This is a genomic window from Azospirillum oryzae (assembly GCF_900177515.1).
Classification (GTDB): Bacteria; Pseudomonadota; Alphaproteobacteria; order Azospirillales; family Azospirillaceae; genus Azospirillum; species Azospirillum oryzae_A.
Window position 1 is genome coordinate 367,755 of record NZ_FXAK01000007.1, and the last position, 25,491, is coordinate 393,245.

Sequence of the window (25,491 nt, forward strand, 5' to 3'; positions counted from 1 at the left end):
GTAACGCTGGAGGCGTCCTTGGTCCCGTCCGCCGCCCCGTCTTTGCCGGGGACGGGGCGACCGGGACGGGGTCGCCCCAGTGCGGTGCCCAGTGCGCGGAAACCTCCGGTGCCGCGCCGGCCGTATCGGGGCGGGAGCGATTTTGGAGAAAGAGGAGCCTCGATGAACCGTCTGTTCCTTCTGGCCGCACCGATGATGGCGGTTGCTCTGGGCGCGGTCGGCATGCCGGCCGCAGCCCTTGCCCAGGACGCGGCTGCGGCCGCTGCTGCCGCGCCGGCGGCTCCGGCGCTGAATGGCGGCGACACCGCCTGGATGCTGGTCTCCACGGCGCTGGTGCTGATGATGACCATCCCCGGCCTGGCGCTGTTCTACGGCGGCATGGTCCGCAAGATGAACGTGCTGGCGACGGTGATGCAGAGCTTCGCCATCACCTGCCTTATCAGCGTCCTGTGGTACGTGATCGGCTACAGCCTGGCCTTCACCGGCACCGGCGCCTATGTCGGCGGTCTCGACCGGCTGTTCCTGAACGGGCTCGACTTCTCGAAGGCCTTCGTGCTGGGCGAGGCGACGGGTTCGGGCGTCGCGACGACGATCCCCGAGCCGGTCTTCATGATGTTCCAGATGACCTTCGCGATCATCACCCCGGCCCTGATCACCGGCGCCTTCGCCGACCGCATGAAGTTCTCCTCGCTGCTGGTCTTCACCGCCCTGTGGTCGATCGTGGTCTATGCGCCGATCGCCCACTGGGTCTGGTATCCGTCGGGCTTCCTGTTCGGCCTGGGCGTGCTGGACTTCGCCGGCGGCACGGTCGTGCACATCAACGCGGGTGTGGCCGGCCTGGTCGCCGCGCTGGTGATCGGCAAGCGCAAGGGCTACCCGAAGGAAGCCTTCATGCCGCACAACCTGGTGCTGTCGCTGATCGGCGCCTCGCTGCTGTGGGTGGGCTGGTTCGGCTTCAACGCCGGTTCGGCGCTGACCGCCGGTCCGCGCGCCGGCATGGCGCTGGCCGCCACGCACATCGCCACCGCCGGTGCCGCCATGGGCTGGCTGTTCGCGGAGTGGATCGTCAAGGGCAAGCCGTCGATCCTCGGCATCATCTCCGGCGCCGTCGCCGGTCTGGTCGCCGTGACCCCGGCCGCCGGCTTCGTCGACCCGACGGGCGCCATCATCATCGGCATCATCGCCGGCGTGGTCTGCTTCTGGTCGGCCACCAGCCTGAAGCACATGCTGGGCTATGACGACAGCCTGGACGCCTTCGGCGTGCACGGTGTCGGCGGTCTGGTCGGCGCCATCCTGACCGGCGTGTTCGCCAAGATGTCGGTGTCCAACAGCGAAGGCGGCTTCGCCGCCGTCCTGCAGGCCGACCCGTCGGCCACGCTGGGCCTGCTGGAAGGCAACGCCGCCGCCGTGTGGATCCAGATCCAGGGCGTGCTCTACACCATGGTGTGGTGCGCCGTCGCCACCTTCGTCCTGCTGAAGGTCGTCGACGTGGTGATGGGCCTGCGCGTCGAAGAGGATGTGGAGCGCGACGGTCTCGACCTCGCCCTGCACGGCGAGAGCATCCACTAAGACAAATCCCTTTCCCACGGGTCTCTTGCGAGAAGGCCGCCGGTTCTCCGGCGGCCTTTCCCGTTTGGATTGTTGCATGGGCGGAAACGCTGTGACGCGGGCGGCCCGGCTTCACGGCGGGGCCGCGGCGGACTACCTCTGGTGCAACGTCATTCGTTTGTTCAGGAGTTGCCGCCATGTCCACCAAGCCCGCCACCCCCGGTGTCCGTCCGGTGCTCGCCGCCGTGGAGGGCATGGCCACCTCCGATGGGGCCGGGGTCAGCATGACCCGCATGCTGGGCACGCCCCGCCTGCGCACGCTCGACCCCTTCCTGATGCTCGACCTGTTCGGCTCCGACCAGCCGACCGACTATCTGGCGGGCTTCCCCGACCATCCCCACCGCGGCTTCGAGACGGTGACCTACATGCTGGCCGGCCGCATGCGCCATGCCGACAACCACGGGCATGAGGGCGTGATCGAGACCGGCGGCGTACAGTGGATGACCGCCGGCCGCGGCCTGATCCATTCGGAGATGCCGGAGCAGACCGAAGGGCTGATGCGCGGCTTCCAGTTGTGGATCAACCTGCCGGCCCGGCTGAAGATGACCGACCCGCGCTATCAGGAGTTCCCGGCCGCCGCCATCCCGGTGGAGACGCGCGAGGACGGGTCGACCGTCACCGTGATCGCCGGCGACACCGCCCGCGGCACCGCGGGGCCGGTGCGGGCCGAGGCGACCGACGCCCGCTATTTCGACGTCTCGCTTCCGCCGTCGGTGTCCTTCGCCGAGCCGCTGCCGGCCGGCCACACCGCCTTCCTGGTGCTGTTCGAAGGCACGCTGGACGTCGGCGGCGAGGGCGCGCTGTCGGGACCGCGGGTGATCGTGCTGGGCGACGGCGAGCGGGTGGAGGCGGTCGCCGGCCCCGAGGGTGCCCGCTTCCTGCTGCTGGCCGGCGAGCCGATCGGCGAACCCATCGCCTGGGGCGGTCCCTTCGTCATGAACACGCGGGAAGAGGTCATGCAGGCCTTCCGCGACTTCGAGGAAGGGCGCATCTGACCGCCGGATGCCGCGCGGAGGGCCGTTCATGGCTCGACGCGCGGCATCTCGTGCCTTGCACCCCCGCCGTCCCCGGTTATCATGGCGCATCCATGTTAACACGAACGATGGTGGGGAGCCGGAGCGATGCGCGCAAAAGGTCTGATGGGTGGCTTCAGGGCGGCTGCGGCTGCGGCACTGCTGGCTCTGACGCTTGCCGGGGGGCTTTTCGCCGCCAAGCCGGCCGCCGCGGTGGATTACTCCAAGGCCGCCGCCGATTTCGGGCCGGAGGGCGCCTGGACCAACCAGTGCGACATCGACCGGATGACCGACAGCAAGACCTGCCGGCTGATGATCTACCGCCTGTTCGACGACGGGAAGGATGTCGGCTTCATCGCGCTCAGCATCATTCCGACCGGCAATGACTTCCACCTGTTCCTGACCACCAGCCAGGGGCTGATCGACCGCTGCGCCATCCGCGTCGACCGCCAGCCGCGCATCGAATCGCATGTGGCGACGCTGAACATGTGCATGTTCCCGAACTTCGTGTCCGGCCGCGTCGCCGACCAGTTCCGCAACGGCTCGTCCATCCTGGTCCGCGTCAGCTCCCCCCGCATCGGCAAGCGCGACATCGACTTTCCGCTGAACGGGTTTTCCCGCACCTTCGAGGAGATGCAGCGCAGCCTGCAGTGAGCGGGATGCACATGCTGAATTTTCCGAGAATCCTCGCCGCGCTTCCCCCTCACCCTAATCCTCTCCCCGGGGGGGAGAGGGGATTTTAGGGGGAGTGCGGCCTTACCCCGGCAACCGGTAGCCCGCCGCCGGTTCATGCATCGGGCAGCCGTTGCGTTGCATGCGGAATTCGGCGGAGCGGTCGTAGGCGAGGCGGCGGGCGCGCATGATCGAGCCGAGCGGCCGGTGCGCCGCCAGCCCGTGCCAGGGGCTGAAGGACAGACGGTCGTCGCCGGCGCGCGACCGTTCCTCGCTCCACGCCGTCTGCGCCGGGACGGTGAGGCGGGCGACGGTGCGGTAGGGGCTCAGCTCCTCCGGCCACAGCACGCTGGCATCCTCCACCGGCATGCGATCCTCGTCGGTGCGCAGCTGGGCGCGCAGCTCCCAGACGGCCTCGTGATCGCGGAAGAACTCCACCACCGCCTCGCGCAGGCCGTTCGGCTTGCCGTTGACGGTCAGCGGCGCGCCGGCCAGCGCGGTCAGGTCCGGAGACACCGGAACGATCTGCAGCTTGGCGATATGGTCGCCGAAGCGCAGGGCCGCCTGGCTGTAGAAGGTTTCGCCCAGGATGTGGGTTTCCGGGTGGCCGCCCAGCGTCTTCAGCGTCGCGCTCTCGCCGCCGAAGGCCTCCACCAGACGTTCGGCGGCACGCAGGCCGGCCGACAGCGCCTTCTTCGCCGTTTCCGCCCGGTCGGTGGTGGCGGCCAGCAGCTTCAGCGTCTTCAGGAACTGCCTGGCGTCGGGGGCCGAGAAGACGGGGGCGTTGGCCATGACGAAATCCTGCGTGGCCTCGTCCTCCGATCCCGGTATCCGGTCGCCGGACACGCCCAGCACCTTCACCGCCAGACCGCGCGGGGTCGACACGCTGTCGGGCAGGACGTCGCCCGGCGTGGTCGACAGCCGCAGGATCGCCGGATAGCTCTCCGCCCGCGCGAACAGGCCCTGGGCCAGTTCCGCCGGCAGATCGTCCAGCACGTCCAGCCGGCCGAGCAGCAGCCCGTGGCTCTTGGCATGGACGCTGCGGTTGGCGTGGCCGCTGTCTTCGAAGGTCTTGGCGCTGATCGACAGCAGCGTCTCCGCGAGGTCTTCGAAGACTTGCGCTTCATCGGGACCGGGGCTTTCGACCGACGGCGTGTAGGGCAGGGGCTTTGCACTGGGCTGGGCATTGGGCCGGGCAGAGGCAGCGGACACGAGCGGGGCTCCGGATCGGTGAAAGGGCGGGGTGCAGCCGGGACAACAGACGGATTGTGTCGTCCGTTCCGCAACGATCCGCCGGAGCCGGTGGAGGTTATGGCCAAGGCATGGGGTTCGTCTCTTCTGTTTGCAGTGCAAAAGAAGAGTCACGCTTGCAAATACTCAAGCACGACCCGTGCGCGTGTTTCTTTGGTAATTTCCAATCTTCTATGGAAATTAACCATGATATCCGGAAAATCCCCTATCAGAAGTCTGTGGCGCTGAGGTGTGCCGCCTGCTTATCCTTCAAGATGGAAGGGTCGGAACACTTCGATCATCTTGCGGTGTTCGAAGCGTCCGGCCGGATCGGCGACCGACGGGTGCCCAATGACCAGCTGGCCTGCGATACGTCCCATCGGGTGGATGCGCGGCTGTGTCCTGCTGCTGGGGCTTCTGCTGGCGGCGGTGGCGCCGTCCGCCGCCGGAGGGGCGGCGGCGGCGCCGAACCGGACGGTGCTGGTCCTGCACTCCTACCACCAGGGATACGAGTGGACCCGTGGTCAGGCCGACGGCATCGCCAAGGTGCTGGAGGAGGAGGCGCCGACCGCGACCGCGATTCCCTACTACCTGGACTGGAAGCGCTTTCCGGACCGGAGCGGTCTGGAGCATCTGCGGGCATTGATCGCCTTCCGCCATCCCCAGGGCACCGTCGATGCCCTGATCACCACCGACGACGCGGCATTGGAATTCGCGCTCGACCTGCGGCGGGAACTGTATGGGCCGGTGCCGCTGGTTCATGGCGGCGTGATCGCGGCCACGGCACGCCGGCTGACGGCGGGCGAGTCCAATGTGGCCGGGGTGGACGAGGGCAAGGATATCGAAGGAACCGTGCGCATGGCCGTTGCGGCCAACCCGAAGCTGCGCCGCCTGTACCTGCTGCGCGACCAGACCGAATCGGGACTTGCCCTGGATGTCGAGGTCGAGGCGCTGGCGGCGGCCGGCCGTCTTCCCGCCGGGCTGATGCCGCAGGTGCTGCCCGACCTGCCCCTCGCCCGGCTGGAGGAGACGTTGGCGACCCTTCCGCCCGACAGCGCCGTGCTGCTCGGGACCTATGCCTCCGATGCCGACGGAATGGGTCTGCCGCCCGAGCAGTTCCTGGAACTGATGAGTGAAAGGAGCAGCGCGCCGATCTATGGCCTGCAGGACTTCCTGCTCGGCCATGGCATCGTCGGCGGCAACCTGCTGAGCGCTCAGCAGCATGGCCGTGCGGTGGGAAGGCTGGCCGCCAGATTGTTGAGCGGCAACGGGGTGGCCGACCTGCCGGCGGAGGCGAACCGCTCCGTTTCCCGCGCGGTGGATTACCGGCAGGCGGAGCGGTATGGCATCGACGTCACGCGGGTCGGACCGATCGACCGGCTGATCAACAAGCCCTTCTCCTTCCTGGAGACCTATCGCTGGCTTGTGGTGACGGTCGGCGGCGTGCTGCTGCTGCTGTTCGGCATGGTGCTGGTGCTGTCCTTCGCGCTGCGCGAACGCCGGATGGCCGAGTCGGCGCTGCGGGTGAGCAACGATGCGCTCAGCGACTCGCGCCGCCAGTTGCAGGCCAAGGTGGAGGAGCTGACCGCCAGCAAGGAGGCGCTGCGTGAGCGCGAACGGTGGATGCGGCTGATCGCCGAGGCGTCGCGCGACATCATCTGGACCTGGGACATCGTCAAGGACCGCCGGGTGCTGTCCGGCCGGGTCGAGGAGCTGCTGGGTGTGGATGCCCTCAGCATCGATTCGCTGGCGGCCTGGTTCGACCGCGTCCACCCCGACGACCGTGCGCATGCGGAGGAGGAGCTGTGCGCCCACCTGTCGGGCAAAAGGCCGGAATACCGGGTGGAATACCGCGTCCGCCACCGCGACGGCAGTTACCTGTGGCTGTACGCCACCGGCAAGGCCCTGTTCGACGAGCAGGGGCATCCGACGATCATGTGCGGCTCCTACACCGACATCACCGCCCAGAAACAGCAGCAGGCGCGGCTGGACCATCTGGCCCACTATGATTCGCTGACCGGGCTGCCCAACCGGCTGATGCTGGAACGGCATGTCGACCGGCTGATCGCCGGGAACAGGCTGCGCGGCCAAGGCGGGTCGCTGGCGCTGCTGTTCCTCGACATGGACAATTTCAAGTTCATCAACGACGGGTTCGGCCACAAGGCCGGCGACGAGCTGCTGGCGATGATGGGCCGGCGCATCAGCACGGGGGCGGGCGAGGGGCTGTTCGTCGCGCGGCTGGGCGGCGACGAGTTCGTGGTGGTCGTCCAAGGCGGCGACGCCTGCGCCGCGGCGGAGGTGGCGCGGCGGGTGGAGCAGGCGCTGGCCGCGCCCTTCCTGGTCGAAGGGCAGCATTTTTACGTCTCCTGCAGCATCGGCATCGCCCGCTATCCCTGGGACGGCCGCTGTTTCGACGATCTGCTGCAGAATGCCGACACCGCCATGTACCGGGCCAAGGACAATGGGCGCGGAAGCATCTGCAGCTTCACCGCCGACATGAACCTGAACGTGGTGGAGCGCATGCAGCTGCTCAGCCGCGCCCGGCTGGCCTTCGACCGCCAGTCCTTCAGCCTGCAATACCAGCCCCAGGTCGCCACGGCCGACGGCCGCGTCCGCGGCTTCGAGGCGCTGGTCCGCTGGACCGACTCGGAGTTGGGGCCGGTGTCGCCTGACCGCTTCATTCCGGTGTGCGAGGATTCGGGCCTGATCGTCCCGCTCGGGCTGTGGGTGCTGGAGACCGCCTGCGTCGAGGCGGTGGGGCTGGGCTGCCGCGGGGCCGGCGACGTGACGATGAGCGTCAACATGTCGGCGGTCCAGCTGGCCCAGCATGATTTCGTGCCGCGGGTGCTGGAGATCCTGGCCCGCACCGGATTGCCGCCGCACCGGCTGGAGCTGGAGATCACCGAGTCGCAGATGATCGGCTCGCTCGACGCCGCCATCGGCAAGCTGAACGCGCTGCGGCAGGCCGGCATCCACATTGCGCTGGACGATTTCGGCACCGGCTATTCGTCGCTGACCTATCTGCGGACGCTGCCGATCAACACGCTGAAGCTGGACAAGGCCTTCATCAACGACGTCCACCGCCGCCCCGACGCGCGCAGCATGGTGTCGTCCATCTCGCGCATCGCCCACGACCTGAACCGCAGCGTGGTGGCCGAAGGGGTGGAGGAGCTTGCCCAATGGGAGGCGTTGTCGCTGATGGGCTGCGACCTGGTCCAGGGCTATTTCGTCAGCCGTCCGCTGCCCGCCGACCGCATCGACGCCTTCCTGGCGGCCTGGGAGGAACGGCGGGCCGGACTGCCGGTCGCCCGCGACGATGTGGTGGTCGGCATGCCGTCCGCCGCGGCGACCCGGTCGTCGCCGCCGGTGTCGTGAGTTGGGGAAAGGCCGCATACGCAAAACGCCCCGCAGGCGGGCTGCGGGGCGTTCTCGGAGGCTGGGCTGACGGGACCGGAGGAGTCGCGCTCAGTGCCGCGTGCGGGCCGGGGTGATGTAGACGCCGTCCCAATCGACGCCGAACAGCGCGTCGTCGCCGGCCTCTTCCACCAGATCGTCGTATTCGCGGGCTTCGATCAGCCCGAAGATGGAGGCGGTGCCGGAGGCGTCGAGGTCGCAGGTGACCACATGGCCGCCGACTTCGACGGAGGTGAAGAACACTTCCGGCAGTTCCATGCTGTCCAGGTCGGCGGTGACGGCGGCTTCGATCTCGTGGATGGAGCGGGCCGACAGCGACACGCGCAGCTTGGCCGCCTGGGAGGCCCAGACGATGCGCTTGACGTGCGCCGGCTCCTTCATCTCTGCGACGCCCGGCGCCTCGTCGCCTTGGCCGGCCATCGCGATCATCCGGGAAACCAGGGTCGAGGTGCTGCTGGGTGCGCGCATTGAAGCCTCCGCTCGTTCGATGACGACAGATTTGCGCGCAGGCGGTTAACGGGGTCTTAAGCCGGTACCGGGGCTAAAGCCTTACCCCCGCAGGAGTAGGCCTATCCGTTCGGTTCTAGGGGGTGGCGAGGGCGGCGGCGACCCCTGCCGCGACCCGCGCATTGTTGCGGATCAGCGCGATGTTGGCGGTCAGGCTGCGCCCGCCGGTGATGCGCTCCAGCGCCGCCAGCAGGTGCGGGGTGATGTCCTTGCCCTTGATTCCATTGGCGTTCGCATCGGCCAGCGCCTGGGTCACCGCGCTTTCCATCGCCTCGGCGTCCAGTTCGTCGGCGGGCGGGATCGGGTTGGCGAGCAGCACGCCGCCTTCCAGGCCAAGCTGCCATTTCGCCCGCAGGATGTCCGCCACCTCGATCACGTTGTCACAGCGTTGGTCGACGGGAAGGCCGCTGCGGCGGCTGTAGAAGGCGGGAAATTCGTCCGTGCGGAAGCCCAGCACCGGGACGCCGCGGGTTTCCAGCACCTCCAGGGTCTTGGGAAGGTCGAGAATCGACTTGGCGCCGGCGCAGACGACGCAGACGGAGGTGCGGGCCAGCTCGTCGAGGTCGGCGGAGATGTCGAAGCTGGTCTCCGCCCCGCGATGGACGCCGCCGATGCCGCCGGTGGCGAAGACGGAGATGCCGGCCAGCCGCGCCCCGATCATCGTCGCCGCCACCGTGGTGGCGCCGATGCCGCCGCCGGCGAGCGCGATCGGCAGGTCGCGGCGGCTCAGCTTGCGCGCCTTGTGGCCGGCGGTCGCCAGCCGCTCCAATGCCTCGTCGTCCAGCCCGACGCGGATGCGGCCGTCCATCACCGCGATGGTGGCGGGGATGGCGCCGGCGGCCCGCACCTCCGCCTCCAGCGCGCGGGCGGTCTCCAGATTCTGCGGATAGGGCATGCCGTGGGAGATCACGGTCGATTCCAGCGCCACCACCGGGCGGCTCCCGGCAAGCGCGTCGGCGATCTCGGGGGTGGGCAGCAGGATCGGGTGCATGCGCTGGGTCTCCGCTTGGAACGCCCTATATTAGGACGCATGTCCGCTGCACACCAATCCAATCAGGCTGGGTCCAATCCGGGCCGCCCGCACCCCGACAAATGGATCAAGGTCCTTCCCGAAGGACTGTATGTCGAGCCGGGGGGCTTCTTCATCGACCCGGTGCGCCCGGTGGAGCGCGCGGTCGTCACCCACGGCCATTCCGACCATGCAAGGCCCGGCAACCGCCATGTGCTGGCGACGCCCGGCACGCTCGCCATCATGCGCCAGCGGATGGGCGAGGGGGTGGGGGGAAGCCTGCAAGCGCTGGAGTATGGCGAGGGGCTGACCATCGGCGACGTCAGGGTGCGGCTGGTGCCGGCCGGCCATGTGCTGGGCAGCGCCCAGGTGGTGATGGAGCATGCCGGGTCGCGCGTGGTGGTGTCGGGCGACTATAAGCGCCGGCTCGACCGCACCTGCGCAGCCTTCGAGCCGGTGCCCTGCGACGTTTTCGTGACCGAGGCGACCTTCGGCCTGCCGGTGTTCCGCCATCCGCCAGACCTGGGGGAAGTGGGAAAGCTGCTGCATTCGATGGCGCTGTTCCCGGAGCGCAGCCATGTGGTCGGCGTCTATGCGCTGGGCAAATGCCAGCGGCTGATCACCCTGCTGCGGGCGGCGGGCTATGACCGGCCGATCTGGCTGCACGGCGCGCTGGAACCCTTGTGCCGGCTCTACAGCAGTCTGGGGGTGGAGTTGGGGGAGTTGCGGCCGGCGACGGTGGCGGCGAAGGAGGATCTGAAGGGGGCGCTGGTGCTGGCCCCGCCGGCGGCAGTGGCCGACCGCTGGGCGCGGCGGCTGGCCGATCCGGTGGTGGCGGTGGCGTCGGGATGGATGCGGGTGCGCCAGCGCGCCCGCCAGCGCGGGGTGGAACTGCCGCTGGTCATCTCCGACCATGCCGACTGGGACGAGCTGTGCCAGACGCTGGAGGATGTCGGCGCGCCGGAGGTCTGGGTCACCCATGGCCGGGAGGAGGCGCTGGTCCATTACGCGACCAGCCGCGGCATCCGCGCCCGCGCGCTGGCGCTGATCGGCTTCGAGGACGAGGATTCGGAAGGGATTCCGGAGAAGGCCGGGAAAGGGGAGGCGCCGTGAACCGCTTTGCCGCGCTGATCGACGCGCTGGTCTTCATGCCGTCTCGCAACGGCAAGATCCGCCTGCTGGTCGAGCATTTCGCCACCGCGCCCGACCCCGAGCGCGGCTGGGCGCTGGCGGCGCTGACCGGGGCGCTGAGCTTCCGCGAGGCCAAGCCGGCGGCGATCCGCGAACTGGCGGCGACGCGGGTCGATCCGGAGCTGCTGGCGCTGTCCTACGACTATGTCGGCGATCTGGCGGAGACGGTGGCGCTGATCTGGCCGGAGCGGCCCGAACGCGCGAACAGCTTGCCGCCCAGCCTGGACGAGGTGGTGGAGGGGCTGCGGGCCGCCAAGCGCGGGCAAGTGATCGGGCTGGTGGAGGGCTGGCTCGACACGCTCGACTCGTCGGGGCGGTTCGCGTTGCTGAAGCTCATCACCGGGGCGTTGCGCATCGGCGTCTCGGCCCGGCTGGCCAAGACGGCGCTGGCGGAGTGGGGCAGGATCGCCCGGCCGGAGGTGAGCGTCGATGACGTGGAGGAGGTCTGGCACGGGCTGACCGCCCCCTATGCGGAGTTGTTCGCCTGGCTGGAGGGGCGGGCCGAGCGGCCGGAAGCCGGGGCCGGCGCCGGGTTCCGTCCGATGATGCTGTCCCATCCGCTGGAGGAGGAGGACCGCGCCGCGCTCGATCCCGCCGCCTATGCCGCCGAATGGAAATGGGACGGCATCCGCGTGCAGATGGTGGCGCGCGGCGGGGAGCGGCGGCTCTACAGCCGCACCGGCGACGACGTGTCGGGCGCCTTTCCGGACATCGTCGACCATATGAGCTTCGACGCCGTGCTGGACGGCGAGCTGCTGGTGGCGCGCGACGGGGTGGTGGCGCCCTTCAACGACCTGCAGCAGCGGCTGAACCGCAAGACGGTGACGGCGCAGATGCTGCGCGACGGGCCGGCCTGGGTGCGGCTCTACGACATCCTGTTCGACGGCGAGGAGGACCTGCGCGGCCTGTCCTTCGTCGAGCGGCGCGCCCGGCTGGAGCGCTGGTATGAGGCGGTGCAGCCGCGGCGGATGGATCTGTCGCCGATGGTGCCCTTCACCGCCTGGGACGAACTGGTGGCCCTGCGCGAGGGCGCGCGCGAGAACGGCATCGAGGGGCTGATGCTGAAACGGCGCGACAGCGCCTATCTGGCCGGGCGGCCGAAGGGGCCATGGTTCAAGTGGAAGCGCGGGGCGCTGACGCTCGACACCGTGATGATGTACGCCCAGCGCGGCCACGGCAAACGGTCGAGCTATTATTCCGACTACACCTTCGGCGTCTGGCGGGGGGAAGAGCTGGTTCCGGTCGGCAAGGCCTATTCGGGGTTCACCGATGCCGAGCTGGTCGAGCTGGACCGCTGGGTGCGCAACCACACCACCCGCCGCTACGGCCCGGTGCGCGAGGTGGAGGCCGGGCTGGTGCTGGAGGTCGCCTTCGACAGCGTGCACCCGTCGACCCGGCACAAGAGCGGGCTGGCCATGCGCTTCCCCCGCATCCACCGCATCCGCTGGGACAAGCCGGCGCACGAGGCCGACCGGCTGGAAACGCTGGCGGCGATGGTGGTGGGCTAGGCGAAGCCCTTACCGCAGCGGAGCGGTCACCACATCGACGGAGGTTTCCGCCACGGTGCCGACGACATCCACGGCGGTGCCGGCGATGCTGGCCGCACCGCTGGCCACGCCGGTGACGGCGCCGCAGCCGCTCAGCGAAGCGCCCAGCAGCAACAGGGCGGCGAGCGGGAGACGGCGGCGGGAAGCGGGGCGGCGGGACATGCTGTCCTCCAGAAAACCAAGGGGCTGGAACGAAACCGAGGGCGATTGCAGCACGCAATCCCCACCGAAAGGTTAATTCGGGCATTTGGCACAACAGCCGTGGATTTCGCCATCCTGCGAAGAGGACTTCGCCGACGCTGAGTATTACAAGTAATTAATGGTGGTGTAATACCTTGATGTAGGTTTCTACGAGGATTGGGATGGATTAAAAGAAATCGGTATAGCTGCCATGAGTATTCCTCTGATTGTGGGGAGTGTTTCTGCATGGCCGCATTCATTTCCAGCCCCATATCAGGCCTGCCGACCGAAGAACGACGTCTGCGAGCGATTGACTGGTCAGGGAAGACACCGATGCGCGACGGATCCTTTGCCGATCTCACCGCCCCCTACGACCGGGTGGCTCTCGTCCTGCAAGGCGGCGGAGCGCTGGGGGCCTATCAGGCGGGCGTCGTCGAGGGGCTGTTCAAGCACGACATCCATCCGACCTGGGTGGCCGGCGTGTCGATCGGCGCCGTCAATGCGGCGCTGATCGCCGGCAACCCGCCGGAGCGGCGCTGCGCCGCGCTGGCGGAGTTCTGGGCCCGCGTCGCCCCGCCCTCGCCCTGGGAACATGCGGAGGCGCTGTGGCGGCGGCTGGATCCCGACGGCCCGTCGATTTCCATCCTCAACCAATGGAGCGCCTGGCGGACGGCTTTGTCGGGACAACCCGGCTTCTTCCGGCCGCGGCCGGCGGTGGAATGGGCGGCGGCCGGCCCCTTCGCCGGGCCGACCAGCGTCTATGACACCGCGCCGCTGAAAAGCACGCTGGAGGACCTGATCGACTTCGACAGGATCAACCGGGGCGATGTCCGGTTGTCGCTGGGCGCCGTCAATGTGCGGACCGGCAACTCCATCTATTTCGACACCGAGACCCACCGGATCGGCCCGGAGCATGTGATGGCCAGCGGCGCCCTGCCGCCCGGCTTCGCCCCCGTGGAGATCGACGGCGAGTTCTATTGGGACGGCGGGCTGGTCTCCAACACGCCGCTCGACCATGTGCTGGAGGACCAGCCGCGCCGCGACACGCTGGTCTTCCAGGTCGATCTGTGGAGCGCCAGCGGTCAGGTGCCGCGCGGCATGTCGGAGGTGCTGGAGCGGCAGAAGGACATCACCTATTCCAGCCGCACCCGCTTCAACACCGACAAGGTCACCTACGAACAGACCCTGCGCAACCAGCTGGTCACGCTGCTCGACCGGCTGCCCGAGGAGCTTCGCGACACGCCGGAGGCCAGGGCGCTGCGGCGCGCCGCCTGCGGGGCGGCGATCAACATCATCCACCTGATCTACCGCCGCAAAAGCTACGAGCGCGACAGCAAGGACTACGAATTCTCCAACGCCGGCATGCGCGAGCATTGGGAGAGCGGCCTTGCCGACACGCTCGCCACGCTCGCCCACCCGGAATGGCTGGCGATGCCGTCGCGGCTGGACGGTCCCGTCACGCACGACCTACGGCGTCCGGCCCCAACCGAGATCCCAACCGATGCAGCTTGAACGCCAAGCAATGCAGCTTGAACGAAGGAGCGGACCCATGCGTTTGCAGGACAAAGTCGCCGTCATCACCGGGGCGGCGAGCGGAATCGGGCTGGAAATCGCCCGGACCTTCGCCGGCGAGGGCGCGCTGGTCGTCATCGCCGACCTCAACCAGGCCGGCGCCGATGCGGCGGCGGCCAGCCTCGATCCCACCGGCAAGCGGGCGCTGGGCGTCGCCATGGACGTGACCGACGAGGCCCAGGTCGATGCCGGCATGGCCCGCGCGGTCGCCGCCTTCGGCCGCATCGACATCCTGGTCAGCAACGCCGGCATCCAGACCGTGGCGCCGGTCGAGCAGTTCGAGTTCGCCAAGTGGAAGCAGCTTCTGTCCATCCATCTGGACGGCGCCTTCCTGACCACGCGCGCCGCCCTGCGCACCATGTACGAGCAGAAAAGCGGCAGCATCATCTATATGGGGTCGGTCCACTCCAAGGAGGCGTCGCCGCTGAAGGCGCCCTATGTCACCGCCAAGCACGGGCTGATCGGCCTCGCCAAGGTGGTCGCCAAGGAAGGGGCGGCGCATGGCGTGCGCGCCAACGTGATCTGCCCCGGCTTCGTCCGTACCCCGCTGGTCGAGAAGCAGATCCCCGAGCAGGCCAGGGAGCTTGGCATTTCGGAAGAGGACGTGGTGAAGAAGGTGATGCTGAAGGAGACCGTCGACGGCGAGTTCACCACGGTCGAGGACGTCGCCCAGGCCGCCCTGTTCTTCGCGTCTTTCGGATCGAACGCGCTGACCGGCCAGTCCCTGGTCGTCAGCCATGGCTGGTTCATGCAATAGGCGGAACGCCGCCGGAATGAAAAAGGCGCCGGGCCGATGGCCCGACGCCTTTCTTGCGTTGGTTCGATGGGTGCCCTCGGCCTCCGCTCAGAACTCCTTCCAGTCGTCGTCGTCGCTGGTGCTGTGCTTCAGGACCGGGACCGCGGCGGTGCCGCGCGCGGGGGAGTCGGTGCGGGCGGACGGCTTGGTCGTCGCGACCGCATGGGCCGTGCCGTTGCCGCGGGCGGCGGGCTTCGCCGCAGGCTTGGCGGCGGTGCGGGTGGGGGCCGCGGCGGCGCGGCGGGTGGTGGCGACCGCCGGAGCGGCATGGACGGCAACCGGGGCGCGCGGCGCCGCGGCGTAACCGAAGCCGGCCGCCTGTTCGAACTTGAAGAAGCCGACCAGCGACTTCAGGTCGCCGGCCTGACCGCTCATCGCCTGGGCGGCGGCGGTGGTCTCCTCCACCAGGGCGGCGTTCTTCTGCGTCATCTCGTCCATGTTGGCGACGGTCGAGTTGATCTCGTCCAGCGCCGTCGCCTGCTCGGCCGAGGCCGACGCCATCTCGGCGATCAGGGTCGCCACCTGCTGCACGCCGGACACGATGCCCTGTAGCGCGTCGCCGGCCTTGCTGACCAGATCGACGCCGTCCTTGACCTGGGCGTCGCTGTCCAGGATCAGGCCCTTGATCTCCTTCGAGGCCTGGGCGGAGCGCTGGGCGAGTTGCCGCACCTCCTGCGCCACCACGGCGAAGCCGCGCCCGGCGTCGCCGGCCCGCGCCGCCTCCACCGCCGCGTTCAGCGCCAGGAGGTTGGTCTGGAAGGCGATCTCGTCGATCACCCCGATGATGTCGGTGATCTTGCGGCTGGATTCCTCGATCTTGCGCATCGCCTCGATGGCGGAGCCGGCGACGCCGCCGCCGGATTCGGCGGAACCACGGGCCTGGGCGGCCATCACGTTGGCGCGCTGGGCGTTCTCGGCGTTGGAGCGGACGGTGGCGCCCAGCTCCTCCATGCTGGCCGCGGTCTCCTCCAGCGAGGAGGCCTGCTGCTCGGTGCGGTCGGCGAGGTCGGAGGAGCCCAGCGACACCTCGGCGGCGGCGGCGGCGATGGTCTCGGCGGCCTGGGTGATCTGGCCGACGATCTCGGCCAACCGGGTGGAGGTGGCGTTGACGTCGGTCTTCACCTGCTCGAAGGCACCCTGGTAGTCGCGGGTAACGCGGCGGTTCAGATCGCCCTGGGCCAGCGCGCTCAGCACCTCGCCCAGGTCGGCGATGACCGCCTCCACCGTGTCGGTCAGGCGGTTGATGCCCTCCGACATGGTCTTGTAGAAACCGTCCTTGCCGGCCAGATCAATGCGGCGCTCAAGATCGCCCTTCGACACGGCGTCGATCAGCCCGGCGATCTCCTCGCCGATGGCCTGCTCGCGGGCGCGCTGGGCCTCGGCGGCGCGGCGTTCGGCCTCCAGCCGCTCGCGCTCGGCCTCGTCCATCCGCTTCTTCTCGACGGCGTTCTCCTTGAACACCAGGACCGCCTTGGCCATGCGGCCGATCTCGTCGCGGTTCTCCAGGGCGGGCACGTCGACCGTGAGGTTGCCGGCGGCCAGCTCCGTCATCGTTCCGGTCATCTGCACCACGGGGCGGACGATCGAGCGCGCGGTGATCAGGGCGATCAGGATGCCGAGAACGAAGGCGCCCACCGCCATGCCGATCAGCAGCGTGGTGGTGTTCTCCATGTCGGTCCGCGCGCCGGTCAGCACCGTGTCGCGCACCTCCGCCTGGGAGGCGATGGTCTTGGCGACCAGATCGGCGAACTCCTCCGCCTCCTTGGCCATGATGTCGAAGGCCAGCGTCTGGGCGTCGTTCACGGCGGTGACGACACGGTTGAAGCTTTCCAGATAGCGTCCGGCGATCTGCGCCGCATCCTCCGCCGCGCGCTTCTGCGCCGGGTCGGTCAGGCGGGCGGCCAGTGCGGTGGCCGCCTTGATGAAGCCGTCCATCCGGGCGCGGACCTCGTCAGACGCCTTCGCCGAAGGTTCCGTCAGGAAGCGCTGGGCGCTGAGCCGGGCGAGGATCAGCGATTCCTGGGCTTGGCCGGCATGGGCGGCGGATTCGAAATCGCCGGTGGCGATCCCGCCGGCCATCACTTGGCTCAGCCCCTCCCGTGCCTTGGTGCCCAGCGGCATCAGCTCTTCCGCCACCAGCCGGTCGCGCTGTTCGCGCAGCTTCACCAGCTTGTCGAAATTGGCGGCATAGCCGTCGAACTGCTGGATCATGCGGTCGAGGTTGGCGCGGCGGCCGGGATCCTGCGTCGCCTCACGGATGGCGCGCAGTATCTCGCCCAGCTTCTTCTGCTGCGCCTGGGTCGGCGCGATCAGGGTGTTGTTGCCGGAGAAGGAGTAGTTGACCACGTTGCGGCGCATGTCGGAGACCGAGCCGTCCACGTCCGAAATCCGTAGCGAACTGTCGGAGATCGACGCGTAGCGGGTGAAGCCGCTCTCCACCGTCGACAGCGACCGCACGCCGAGTGCTGCCACCAGGGCGAGGAGGGCGAGGATCAGAAGGAATCCCACCTGGATGCGGGTGCCCACCTTGAATCGGCCGGCGAAGCTGGCGTTCTGCATGGTCAAATGCCTTGGTCTGCGGTGCGGATCGAACGCGATACGCCCGGCAGGGTAGAGGAAGATGGTTTCCAGTCCGTTGCCATGGCACTAGGAAATGCAGCGAAAGCGTCCCTGGGCCGCGCCAAAATCGTGGCAAAGCCGTGACGCGGGGCTTTGACGATGCCGTGGCGGTCCCTAGGTTAGGTCGCCTGAACAGCTTTTCGGGAAACGGTCCCTGCCGGCCGGTTTTCCCAGATCGGCAGAAATCCCGTAAAGGCCACTTGAAGACTCCGATGCGCCGCAGCCTTCCGCCCACCTCCGACGGCAATGCCTTCACCCGCCCGTCCGGCGACCTGCGCGCCGCGATGCGCTCGCTGGCGCCCTATATCTGGCCCCGCGATTCCGTGGAGACGCGGGTTCGGGTGGTGCTGGCGATGCTGCTGCTGATCGGCGCCAAGGTCGCCAACGTCTATGTGCCGATCTTCTACAAGCATGCGGTGGACGCGCTGACGCCCGCCTCCGCCGGCGGTACGGCCGGGCCGGGCGCGGTGATGGCCATCCCCCTGGGACTGATCGTCGCATACGGCCTTGCCCGCGTGACCTCGCTGATCTTCGCCGAGCTGCGCGACGCCGTCTTCGCCACGGTGGCGCAGCGGACCATCCGCAAGGTGGCGCTGTCGGTGTTCCGGCACCTGCACGCGCTGTCGCTGCGCTTCCATCTGGAACGCCAGACCGGCGGCCTGACCCGATCGCTGGAGCGCGGCACCCGCGCCATCGAATCGCTGCTGCGCTACACCCTGTTCTCCATCGTGCCGACGCTGGTGGAGATCGCGCTGGTCTGCGCCATCCTGTGGAAGCTGTTCAGCGTCTGGTTCGCGCTGGCGACCTTCGTCACGGTGATGGGCTACATCCTCTATACCTTCTTCGTGTCGGAATGGCGCATCAAGTTCCGCCGCCTGATGAACGACACCGACAGCAAGGCCAACACCAAGGCGATCGACAGCCTGCTGAACTACGAGACGGTCAAGTATTTCGGCAATGAGGAGCATGAGGCCCGCCGCTACGACGGCGCCCTGCAGAGCTACGAGAAGGCGGCGGTGCGCAGCCAGCAGAGCCTGTCGCTGCTGAATGTCGGCCAGTCGGCGATCATCTCGCTGGGGCTGGCGGTGGTGATGGGGATGGCCGCCAACGGCATCGTCAACGGCAGCATGTCGCTGGGCGACTTCGTCCTGGTGAACACCTACCTGCTGCAGCTCTACCAGCCGCTGAACTTCTTCGGCGTCGTCTATCGCGAGATCAAGCAGTCGCTGATCGACATCGAATCGATGGTGACCCTGCTGGCGGTCGACCGCGAGGTGGCCGACGGCCCCGACGCGAAGCCGCTGGCGGTCGACGGGGCGGAACTGCGCTTCGAGGGGGTGGAGTTCGGCTATGACCCGCGCCGGCCGATCCTGAAGGATGTCAGCTTCACCGTGCCAGCCGGCAAGACGGTCGCCATCGTCGGCCCGTCGGGCGCCGGCAAGTCGACCATCAGCCGGCTGCTGTTCCGCTTCTACGACGTCAATGGCGGCCGGGTGATGATCGACGGGCAGGACATCCGCGACGTCACCCAGTCCTCGCTGCGGGCCTCCATCGGCATCGTCCCGCAGGACACCGTGCTGTTCAACGACACCGTCTTCTACAACATCGCCTATGGCCGTCCCGGCGCCAGCCCGGCGGAGGTGGAGCGGGCGGCGCGGCTGGCCCACATCCACGACTTCATCATGGCGCTGCCCGACGGCTACCAGACCACGGTGGGCGAGCGCGGGTTGAAGCTGTCCGGCGGCGAGAAGCAGCGCGTCGCCATCGCCCGCACCATCCTGAAGGACCCGGCGATCCTGCTGTTCGACGAGGCGACCAGCGCGCTCGACACCCACACCGAGCGGGAAATCCAGGCCAACCTGCGCGAGGTCAGCCGAGGCCGGACCACGTTGGTGATCGCGCACCGGCTGTCCACCGTCATCGACGCCGACGAGATCCTGGTGCTGGAGGCCGGCCGGGTGATCGAGCGCGGCCACCATGCCGAGCTGCTGGCCGCCCGCGGCGCCTATGCCGCCCTGTGGACGCGGCAGCAGGAAGCCAGCCAGGGGGCCAATGGGGCGGCCACCGGTGGACCCGCGCCGCTGTCCGGCGTGCTGGCCTCGACCTGACCGGAACCGGAGAGCACGATCATGGGACCGGCAAGGCAGGCGCTGCGCGACGCGACGCGGGAGAGTCACGACCGGCTGGACAAGGCCGCGGTGCTGCAGCCGCTGGTCCGGCCGGACATCACCGCCGGCCAGTATGCCCGCGCTCTGGCCGTGCTCTACGGCTTCAACGCGCCGGTGGAGCGGGCGCTGGGGGACGAGCGGGGCGTGGCGCGGCTGGCGTTGCTGCGCGCGGATCTGCGGGTGCTCGGCACCGATCCGGACGGTCTGCCGGAGATGACCGACCTGCCGCCGCTGGACAATGCACCGGCGCGGCTGGCGGCCCGCTATGTGCTGGACGGCTCCGCCCATGGCGGGCGGGCGATGCTGCCGGGGATCACCCGCGCGCTGGGATACGATGCCCGGCGCGGCGCCCGTTTCCTGGCGTCGGACGGTCTGGACATGGCCGGGGCCTGGAAGGCGCTGATGATCCGGCTGGAGGAGGAACTTGCCGACCCGGCCGCGCTCGCCGCCGCCTGCGCCACCGCCGCCGCGCTGTTCGCGGCACTGGAGCGGTGGACCCTGGACAACCGGCCGGCGGAACACGCCTGACGAGCGGGGCTACAGGCTCGCCCGCAGCTCCTTGATGGTGGCGATCATCGTCAGGTCGCTGACCGGGCAGGGCCTGAAGCCGTGCCGCCGGTAGAAGCTCGCAGCCCTGTCGTCGATGGCGTGGACCAGCATGGCCCGCACGCCGGCGATGTCGGCGATCTGGAGGCAGCGCCCGACGGCATCCCGCAACAGGTCGGCACCGAAGCCCTGCCCATGCAGCGATGCGTCGAGGGCGAGCCGCGCCAGCAGGATCACCGGGATCTGCTCCGGCATCTGGCGGGCGACGGCGGATGGGGCGGACCGCCGCTCGACCGATCCGGTGGCGAGCGCGTAATAGCCGACGACCTCGTTCCCCTGGCACACCACATAAGTGCGCGAGGCGCCGGAAAGCTGGTTGGCCATGGCCCGCCTGCGCAGCCAGGCGGTGAGTTGCTCGACACCGCAATCGAACCGGGCAGTGTCGTGATGTCCCGACAGCGGCACCGGCGCGGACGGCGCCGCCGGATCCGTCACTTCCATCGCGCCGGTCTTTTCATCAGCGCCTGGAGCTTCGGGTTGGGCTGGACCGGGGCATCCAGCAGGTCGACGAAAGCCTGATAACGGTCATCGCCCAGAGTGAAGAGCCGCTGGTTGAGCAGCACCTCCTCCGCGGCGCGGCAGGAGGCTTCCAGGATGAACTCCGTCCGCGTCTTGCCGGCGACCTGTGCGGCGCGGTCGACAAGGTCCCGCTGCCGCTTGGGCGCGCGGAAGTTGATGACGGTTGAGCGGTCGTCTGGATGTTCCGAGCCCGTGCGGCCGAGGGGGTGCTCTTTCATCTTGCGGACTCCGGGTTTGTATGCTCAGTGAATATACGGTTCTGTATGCTCAATGGCAATACAGGTGCCGCCGGGGCTGGCGCATGCCCCCATCCCTTGCTAGGGTGCCGGACCATTCGCATTCGGGTTCTGGAGACCGCCTTCCCATGACCGCGCCAGCCTCGCGCATCTATTGCTCCGTCGACACCACCGAGATCGACGCCGCCCGCCGCATCGCCGGGCAGGTGGCCGGGGCCGTCGGCGGCATCAAGCTGGGGCTGGAGTTCTTCATCGCCCAGGGGCCGGCCGGCGTGCGGGCGGTGGTGGGGGAGGATGGGCCGCCGCTGTTCCTCGACCTCAAGCTGCACGACATTCCCAACACGGTGGCGGGCGGCGTGCGCGCGGCGCTGCCGCTGAAGCCGGCCTTCATGACCATCCACAGCGCTGGCGGGCCGGCGATGATGCGCGCGGCGGCGGAAACGGCCGCCACCGCCGGGGCCGACCGGCCGAAGATCCTGGCCGTCACCGTTCTGACCAGCCTGGACGAGGGCGACCTCGGCGCCGTCGGGCAGTCGGTGCCGGTGGCGGAGCAGGTGGTGCGGCTGGCCAAGCTGGCCAAGGCGTCGGGGGTGGACGGCGTCGTCTGCTCCCCGGCCGAGGTGGCGCTGGTGCGCGCGGCCTGCGGTCCCGACTTCATCCTGATGGTGCCCGGCATCCGCCCGGCCTGGGCCGCCACCAACGACCAGAAGCGCATCATGACCCCGGCCGAGGCGCTGGCCGCCGGCGCCGACCATCTGGTCATCGGCCGTCCGATCACCGCCGATGCCGACCCGGCCGCCGCCGCCCGCCGCATCGTCGCCGAGATCGAGGCCAGTTCCGGAGGGACCGCATGACCGTCGCCGCCAAGATCTGCGGGCTGAGCGAGCCCGAAAGCCTGCGCGCCGCCGTCGCCGGCGGGGCACGCTATGTCGGTTTCGTCTTCTACCCGCGCAGCCCGCGCGCCATCGCCCCGCCGATGGCGGCGGAACTGGCGCGGCTGCTGCCGACCGGCGTGCGCTCCGTCGGGCTGTTCGTCGATCCCGACGACGAGTTCCTGGAGCATGTCACCGGGCAGGTCCCGCTCGACCTGATCCAACTGCATGGCGCCGAGACGCCGCGCCGCATCGCCGAGATCAAGGCCCGCTATGCCCTGCCGGTGATGAAGGCGGTGAAGATCGGCGGGCCGGAAGACCTGACCGCGGCGATGGAGGCGGCGGAGGTCGCCGACCGGCTGCTGTTCGACGCCAAGCCGCCGGCCAAGGTGTCGGCGCTGCCCGGCGGCAACGGCATCGCCTTCGACTGGACGATCCTGGCCGGCCGCCGTTGGCCGCGCCCCTGGATGCTGTCGGGCGGGCTGACGGTGGACAATGTCGCCGAGGCGGTGCGGGTCACCGGCGCTACCGAGGTCGACGTGTCGTCCGGCGTGGAGGACCGCCCCGGCCACAAGGACCCGGCGCTGGTCCGCGCCTTCCTGGCGGCGGTCGGTTCTCTTTAGGCTGGTTTCCGGCGAAAGCGCCCTGTTTTAGACGAATGCTTCGGCTTATCTTCGTCGCATGGCGGGACCTTGCGCCGTCGGGTAGGATGCGCCCATGAGCGATTCGACCACTCCGTCCACAACCGAGGCGCTCGGCGCCGTGCTCGACGAGCATCTGCGCTGGATCGGCCAGTGGCAGCGCGCTGTGTTCTACCGCGAGGGGCGCGGCGGGGAGCGGTCGTCGGCCCCGGCCTCCTTCCAAGCCTGGTGCCAAGCCGCCAGCCGCGACGACCTGCTGCAGCAGCCGGCGGTGCAGAAGCTGGCGACCCTGCACGAGCAGATGCACCGGCAGGCCCGGCTGATCCTGCTGAAGGCGTCCGGCGGCGAGCTGCCGACCGAAGCCGAGTTCGAGGGGGTGGTCGGCCGCTTCGAGGAGTTCATGCTGCATCTGCGCCGGATGGAGCGCGCCTTCGCCGCCGCCGCGTCCGGCTTGGACCCGCTGACCGGCCTGCGCACGCGGCGCGGCATGGGCGAGGCGCTGGAGCGCGAGCACAACCGCTACCGCCGCACCGGCCAGCCCTTCTGCGTGGCGTTGTGCGACATCGACAAGTTCAAGGGCATCAACGACAGCTACGGCCACGACATCGGCGACCGGGTGCTGGCCGCCACCGCCGCCGTCATCAGCCGCGGCGTCCGCAGCTTCGACGAGGCCTTCCGCATGGGCGGCGAGGAGTTCCTGGTCTGCCTGAAGGAGACCCGGCTGGACGAGGGTTATGAGGTGATCGAACGGCTGCGCGTGGATTTGATGCGCTCGCCGGTGGTGCTGCCCGATGGCCGGGTGATTCCGGTCACCGCGTCCTTCGGGCTGGTGGAGGCGGTGTCCGACCTGACCGTCGACGATCTGGTGGTCTGCGCCGACCGCGCGCTCTATCAGGCCAAGAATTCCGGCCGCAACCGCGTGATCCGCTACGGCATCGACCGCCCGGAGCCGAAGCCGTCGGCGGCGAAGGCGGTGCGGGGGTAGCTCGCCCCATTTCCGCAGGTCCGGTTCGCCGGTCACCGGGGCTTCAGCTTTGACGCTCTGGACACATCTAGGGATGACTAGGAAAGTCTAGCTTCTAGCGCTAGACTTCGCTATAAACCGCTGGCTATCGCATGCTTTGCCGAGGCCCAGTGGATCCCTATCGCAATCCATTCGCACCGGGTGCGGGCAGCCGCCCTCCGGAACTGGCCGGCCGATCCGCCATCCTCGATATGGCGAGGATCTCCTGCGGCCGGGCCTTGAATGGACGAAATGCGCGCCCGATCATGCTGCTGGGGCTACGCGGCGTTGGAAAGACCGTGCTGCTCAACGAGATCGGCCGGATTGCCGAGCGGGAGGGATTGCTTGTCTCCCGGGCCGAGTCTCCGGAAGGGGAAAGCCTCGCCCGCCTGATTTTCCCGGAAATGCGGAAAGTCATGAGATCGCTGTCGGGCGTGGAAGCGGCAAAGCACCTGGCAACACGCGGTCTCAAAGGCCTGCGGAACTTCGCGTCGATCTTCAAGATCGAGATGGCCGGTATCGAGGTGGGAGTGGAGCCTGAGCCTGGGCTGGCCGAGACAGGCGACCTTCAGTACGATCTGCCGGACCTGTTCACCTTGATCGGGAAGGCTGCCCAAGCCGCGGGGCGTGGCTGGCTGCTTTTGATCGACGAGGTCCAATACCTGTCCGACGCCGATCTGTCGGCGCTTATCGTCGCGTTGCATCGCACGTCGCAGGATGGCCTGCCCGTTCTGATGGTCGGTGCCGGTCTTCCGCAAATCGCCCGTTTGGCGGGAGAGGCCAAGTCGTACGCGGAACGGCTGTTTCAATACCCGTCCGTGGGTGCGCTTGATCCGGTCTCCGCTGGTCAAGCCGTCGAAAAACCGGTTCTCGATGAGGACGCCTCGATCACGCCGGAAGCACTGCGGGCCATCTATGAGCGCACGAAGGGCTATCCCTTCTTCATCCAGGAATTGGCCTCGGTCGTATGGGACAATTCGGAGGGACCGGAGATCACCGCCGCCGATGTCGAGCGTTCCTATGTGGAGACACTCGCGCGGCTGGACGAGGGCTTCTTCAAGGTTCGGATCGATCGCCTGACGAAGGCTGAGGTTCAGTTCGTCAAGGCGATGGCGCAACTCGGCGATGGTCCCTACGCGATGGCGGACATCGCCAAGTCGATGGGACGTTCCCAAAAATCCTTGGGACCGGCCCGGGCAAGCATCATTTCAAAAGGCATGGTCTTCAGTTCCGACCATGGCTATCTGGATTTCAGCGTGCCGCTTTTCGCCGAATTCATGCGGCGGCAAGGCTGAAAGGCAAAGTCGGCGATTCGGTCAATGGTGGTCCGGTTCGGCGCCCCTCCGGTCAGCCCCCTTGGCCCCGGCCCCCCTGACGCGCTAGGATCGCGATAACCTTACCGTCAGCCGCGATCCGGATTCCATGCGCACCCTGCCTGAATTTCCCAACCTGTTCGTCCTCGACCATCCGCTGATCCAGCACAAGCTGACCCATATGCGGAACAAGGAGCGGTCGACCGGCGGGTTCCGTACCCTGCTGCGCGAGATCTCGCTGCTGATGGGCTATGAGCTGACGCGCGACATCCCGCTGACCACCGAGCGGATCGAGACGCCGCTGCAGCCGATGGACGCGCCGGTGATCCTGGGCAAGAAGCTGGCGGTGGTGCCGGTGCTGCGCGCCGGGCTCGGCATGTCGGCCGGGCTGCTGGAACTGGTGCCGTCGGCGCGCGAGGGTCATATCGGCCTCTACCGCGACCATGACACCAAGCAGCCGCACGAATATCTGGTGAAGCTGCCGCCGGCCGAAGGCCGCCTGTTCATCGTCGTCGACCCGATGCTGGCGACCGGCAACTCCGCCGCCCATGCCTGCGACGTGCTGAACCGCCATGGCGTCGACGACGACAACATCCGCTTCATGGCGCTGGTCGCTGCGCCCGAAGGCGTGCGCCGCTTCCACGAGTCGCACCCGGATGTGAAGGTCTTTACCGCGGCGCTGGACAGCCACCTGAACGAGGACGCCTACATCGTCCCCGGCCTGGGCGACGCCGGCGACCGCATGTTCGGCACCAAGTAAGGATCGGTTCAGGGT

22 protein-coding genes are annotated in these 25,491 nt (G+C 68.6%); 15 read left to right on the forward strand and 7 right to left on the reverse strand.

Going from position 1 to position 25,491, the window contains the following annotated elements; all coding sequences use genetic code 11:
- Positions 1–162 precede the first annotated feature (162 nt).
- The 3 genes from B9N97_RS14180 (at position 163) to B9N97_RS14190 (ending at position 3,275) form a co-directional block, all read left to right on the forward strand.
- Positions 163–1,569 (forward strand): ammonium transporter, encoded by a 1,407-nt coding sequence (locus B9N97_RS14180; protein WP_085087535.1) that lies wholly within the window; start codon positions 163–165, stop codon positions 1,567–1,569.
- 176 nt (positions 1,570–1,745) lie between these two features.
- Positions 1,746–2,603: a pirin family protein gene (locus B9N97_RS14185; RefSeq protein WP_085087538.1), complete on the forward strand. Its 858-nt coding sequence runs from the start codon at positions 1,746–1,748 to the stop codon at positions 2,601–2,603.
- A 126-nt stretch (positions 2,604–2,729) separates the two neighbouring features.
- A complete protein-coding gene (locus B9N97_RS14190) occupies positions 2,730–3,275 on the forward strand; it encodes an invasion associated locus B family protein (protein ID WP_085087541.1) in 546 nt (181 codons plus the stop codon).
- A gap of 102 nt (positions 3,276–3,377) precedes the next feature.
- On the opposite strand, the gene B9N97_RS14195 is transcribed toward B9N97_RS14190, so the two are convergent.
- Entirely contained in the window at positions 3,378–4,505 is a 1,128-nt protein-coding gene (locus B9N97_RS14195) for a catalase family protein (RefSeq protein WP_085087544.1), read from the reverse strand.
- A gap of 369 nt (positions 4,506–4,874) precedes the next feature.
- Here B9N97_RS14195 and B9N97_RS14200 point away from each other — a divergent pair, with 369 nt between their 5' ends.
- Positions 4,875–7,898, forward strand: coding sequence for a GGDEF and EAL domain-containing protein (locus B9N97_RS14200; RefSeq protein ID WP_085087548.1), 3,024 nt, complete (start codon positions 4,875–4,877; stop codon positions 7,896–7,898).
- A 90-nt stretch (positions 7,899–7,988) separates the two neighbouring features.
- On the opposite strand, the gene B9N97_RS14205 is transcribed toward B9N97_RS14200, so the two are convergent.
- Both B9N97_RS14205 and B9N97_RS14210 read right to left on the reverse strand, forming a co-directional pair.
- Entirely contained in the window at positions 7,989–8,405 is a 417-nt protein-coding gene (locus B9N97_RS14205; protein ID WP_085087551.1) for a hypothetical protein, read from the reverse strand.
- A 115-nt stretch (positions 8,406–8,520) separates the two neighbouring features.
- Positions 8,521–9,435, reverse strand: coding sequence for a pseudouridine-5'-phosphate glycosidase (locus B9N97_RS14210; protein WP_085087554.1), 915 nt, complete (start codon positions 9,433–9,435; stop codon positions 8,521–8,523).
- Between the two features lie 39 nt (positions 9,436–9,474).
- On the opposite strand from B9N97_RS14210, the gene B9N97_RS14215 reads away from it, so the two are divergent.
- On the forward strand, positions 9,475–10,566 hold the full coding sequence (locus tag B9N97_RS14215) for a ligase-associated DNA damage response exonuclease (RefSeq protein WP_085087556.1): 1,092 nt from the start codon (positions 9,475–9,477) through the stop codon (positions 10,564–10,566).
- Positions 10,563–12,152 (forward strand): cisplatin damage response ATP-dependent DNA ligase, encoded by a 1,590-nt coding sequence (locus B9N97_RS14220; RefSeq protein WP_085087558.1) that lies wholly within the window; start codon positions 10,563–10,565, stop codon positions 12,150–12,152. Before B9N97_RS14215 ends, B9N97_RS14220 begins: the two co-directional genes overlap by 4 nt.
- 9 nt (positions 12,153–12,161) lie before the next feature.
- Here B9N97_RS14220 and B9N97_RS14225 read toward each other — a convergent pair whose 3' ends face one another.
- Positions 12,162–12,353 carry a hypothetical protein gene (locus B9N97_RS14225; RefSeq protein WP_085087561.1) on the reverse strand — a complete coding sequence of 64 codons (192 nt, stop codon included), beginning with the start codon at positions 12,351–12,353 and terminating at the stop codon, positions 12,162–12,164.
- Between the two features lie 351 nt (positions 12,354–12,704).
- Between B9N97_RS14225 and B9N97_RS14230 the strand changes: the two genes are divergently transcribed.
- On the forward strand, positions 12,705–13,883 hold the full coding sequence (locus B9N97_RS14230) for a DUF3734 domain-containing protein (RefSeq protein ID WP_167393306.1): 1,179 nt from the start codon (positions 12,705–12,707) through the stop codon (positions 13,881–13,883).
- Between the two features lie 37 nt (positions 13,884–13,920).
- On the forward strand, positions 13,921–14,700 hold the full coding sequence (locus tag B9N97_RS14235; protein ID WP_085087566.1) for a 3-hydroxybutyrate dehydrogenase: 780 nt from the start codon (positions 13,921–13,923) through the stop codon (positions 14,698–14,700).
- 87 nt (positions 14,701–14,787) lie between these two features.
- On the opposite strand, the gene B9N97_RS14240 is transcribed toward B9N97_RS14235, so the two are convergent.
- The gene (locus B9N97_RS14240; RefSeq protein WP_085087569.1) at positions 14,788–17,298 is read right to left on the reverse strand and encodes a methyl-accepting chemotaxis protein; all 2,511 of its coding nucleotides are present in this window, start codon (positions 17,296–17,298) and stop codon (positions 14,788–14,790) included.
- Positions 17,299–17,570: 272 nt separating this feature from the next.
- On the opposite strand from B9N97_RS14240, the gene B9N97_RS14245 reads away from it, so the two are divergent.
- Positions 17,571–19,466: an ABCB family ABC transporter ATP-binding protein/permease gene (locus B9N97_RS14245; RefSeq protein WP_085087571.1), complete on the forward strand. Its 1,896-nt coding sequence runs from the start codon at positions 17,571–17,573 to the stop codon at positions 19,464–19,466.
- Positions 19,467–19,487: 21 nt separating this feature from the next.
- Positions 19,488–20,054: a biliverdin-producing heme oxygenase gene (locus B9N97_RS14250; RefSeq protein WP_085087574.1), complete on the forward strand. Its 567-nt coding sequence runs from the start codon at positions 19,488–19,490 to the stop codon at positions 20,052–20,054.
- Positions 20,055–20,063: 9 nt separating this feature from the next.
- On the opposite strand, the gene B9N97_RS14255 is transcribed toward B9N97_RS14250, so the two are convergent.
- Both B9N97_RS14255 and B9N97_RS14260 read right to left on the reverse strand, forming a co-directional pair.
- Positions 20,064–20,573 (reverse strand): GNAT family N-acetyltransferase, encoded by a 510-nt coding sequence (locus B9N97_RS14255; RefSeq protein WP_085087577.1) that lies wholly within the window; start codon positions 20,571–20,573, stop codon positions 20,064–20,066.
- A complete protein-coding gene (locus tag B9N97_RS14260) occupies positions 20,564–20,869 on the reverse strand; it encodes a type II toxin-antitoxin system TacA family antitoxin (protein WP_085087579.1) in 306 nt (101 codons plus the stop codon). The genes B9N97_RS14255 and B9N97_RS14260 overlap by 10 nt, the downstream gene beginning before the upstream one ends.
- 146 nt (positions 20,870–21,015) lie before the next feature.
- On the opposite strand from B9N97_RS14260, the gene pyrF reads away from it, so the two are divergent.
- The 5 genes from pyrF to upp all read left to right on the forward strand — a co-directional run bounded on the left by pyrF (position 21,016) and on the right by upp (position 25,476).
- A complete protein-coding gene (gene pyrF, locus B9N97_RS14265) occupies positions 21,016–21,741 on the forward strand; it encodes an orotidine-5'-phosphate decarboxylase (RefSeq protein ID WP_085087581.1) in 726 nt (241 codons plus the stop codon).
- Complete coding sequence (locus tag B9N97_RS14270; protein WP_085087584.1) at positions 21,738–22,382, forward strand: phosphoribosylanthranilate isomerase; 645 nt, start codon at positions 21,738–21,740, stop codon at positions 22,380–22,382. The genes pyrF and B9N97_RS14270 overlap by 4 nt, the downstream gene beginning before the upstream one ends.
- A 94-nt stretch (positions 22,383–22,476) precedes the next feature.
- Complete coding sequence (locus B9N97_RS14275) at positions 22,477–23,385, forward strand: diguanylate cyclase (RefSeq protein WP_085087587.1); 909 nt, start codon at positions 22,477–22,479, stop codon at positions 23,383–23,385.
- A 149-nt stretch (positions 23,386–23,534) separates the two neighbouring features.
- On the forward strand, positions 23,535–24,698 hold the full coding sequence (locus tag B9N97_RS14280; protein WP_085087590.1) for an ATP-binding protein: 1,164 nt from the start codon (positions 23,535–23,537) through the stop codon (positions 24,696–24,698).
- A 127-nt stretch (positions 24,699–24,825) separates the two neighbouring features.
- A complete protein-coding gene (gene upp / locus B9N97_RS14285) occupies positions 24,826–25,476 on the forward strand; it encodes a uracil phosphoribosyltransferase (protein WP_085087593.1) in 651 nt (216 codons plus the stop codon).
- The last annotated feature ends 15 nt before the right edge of the window (positions 25,477–25,491 follow it).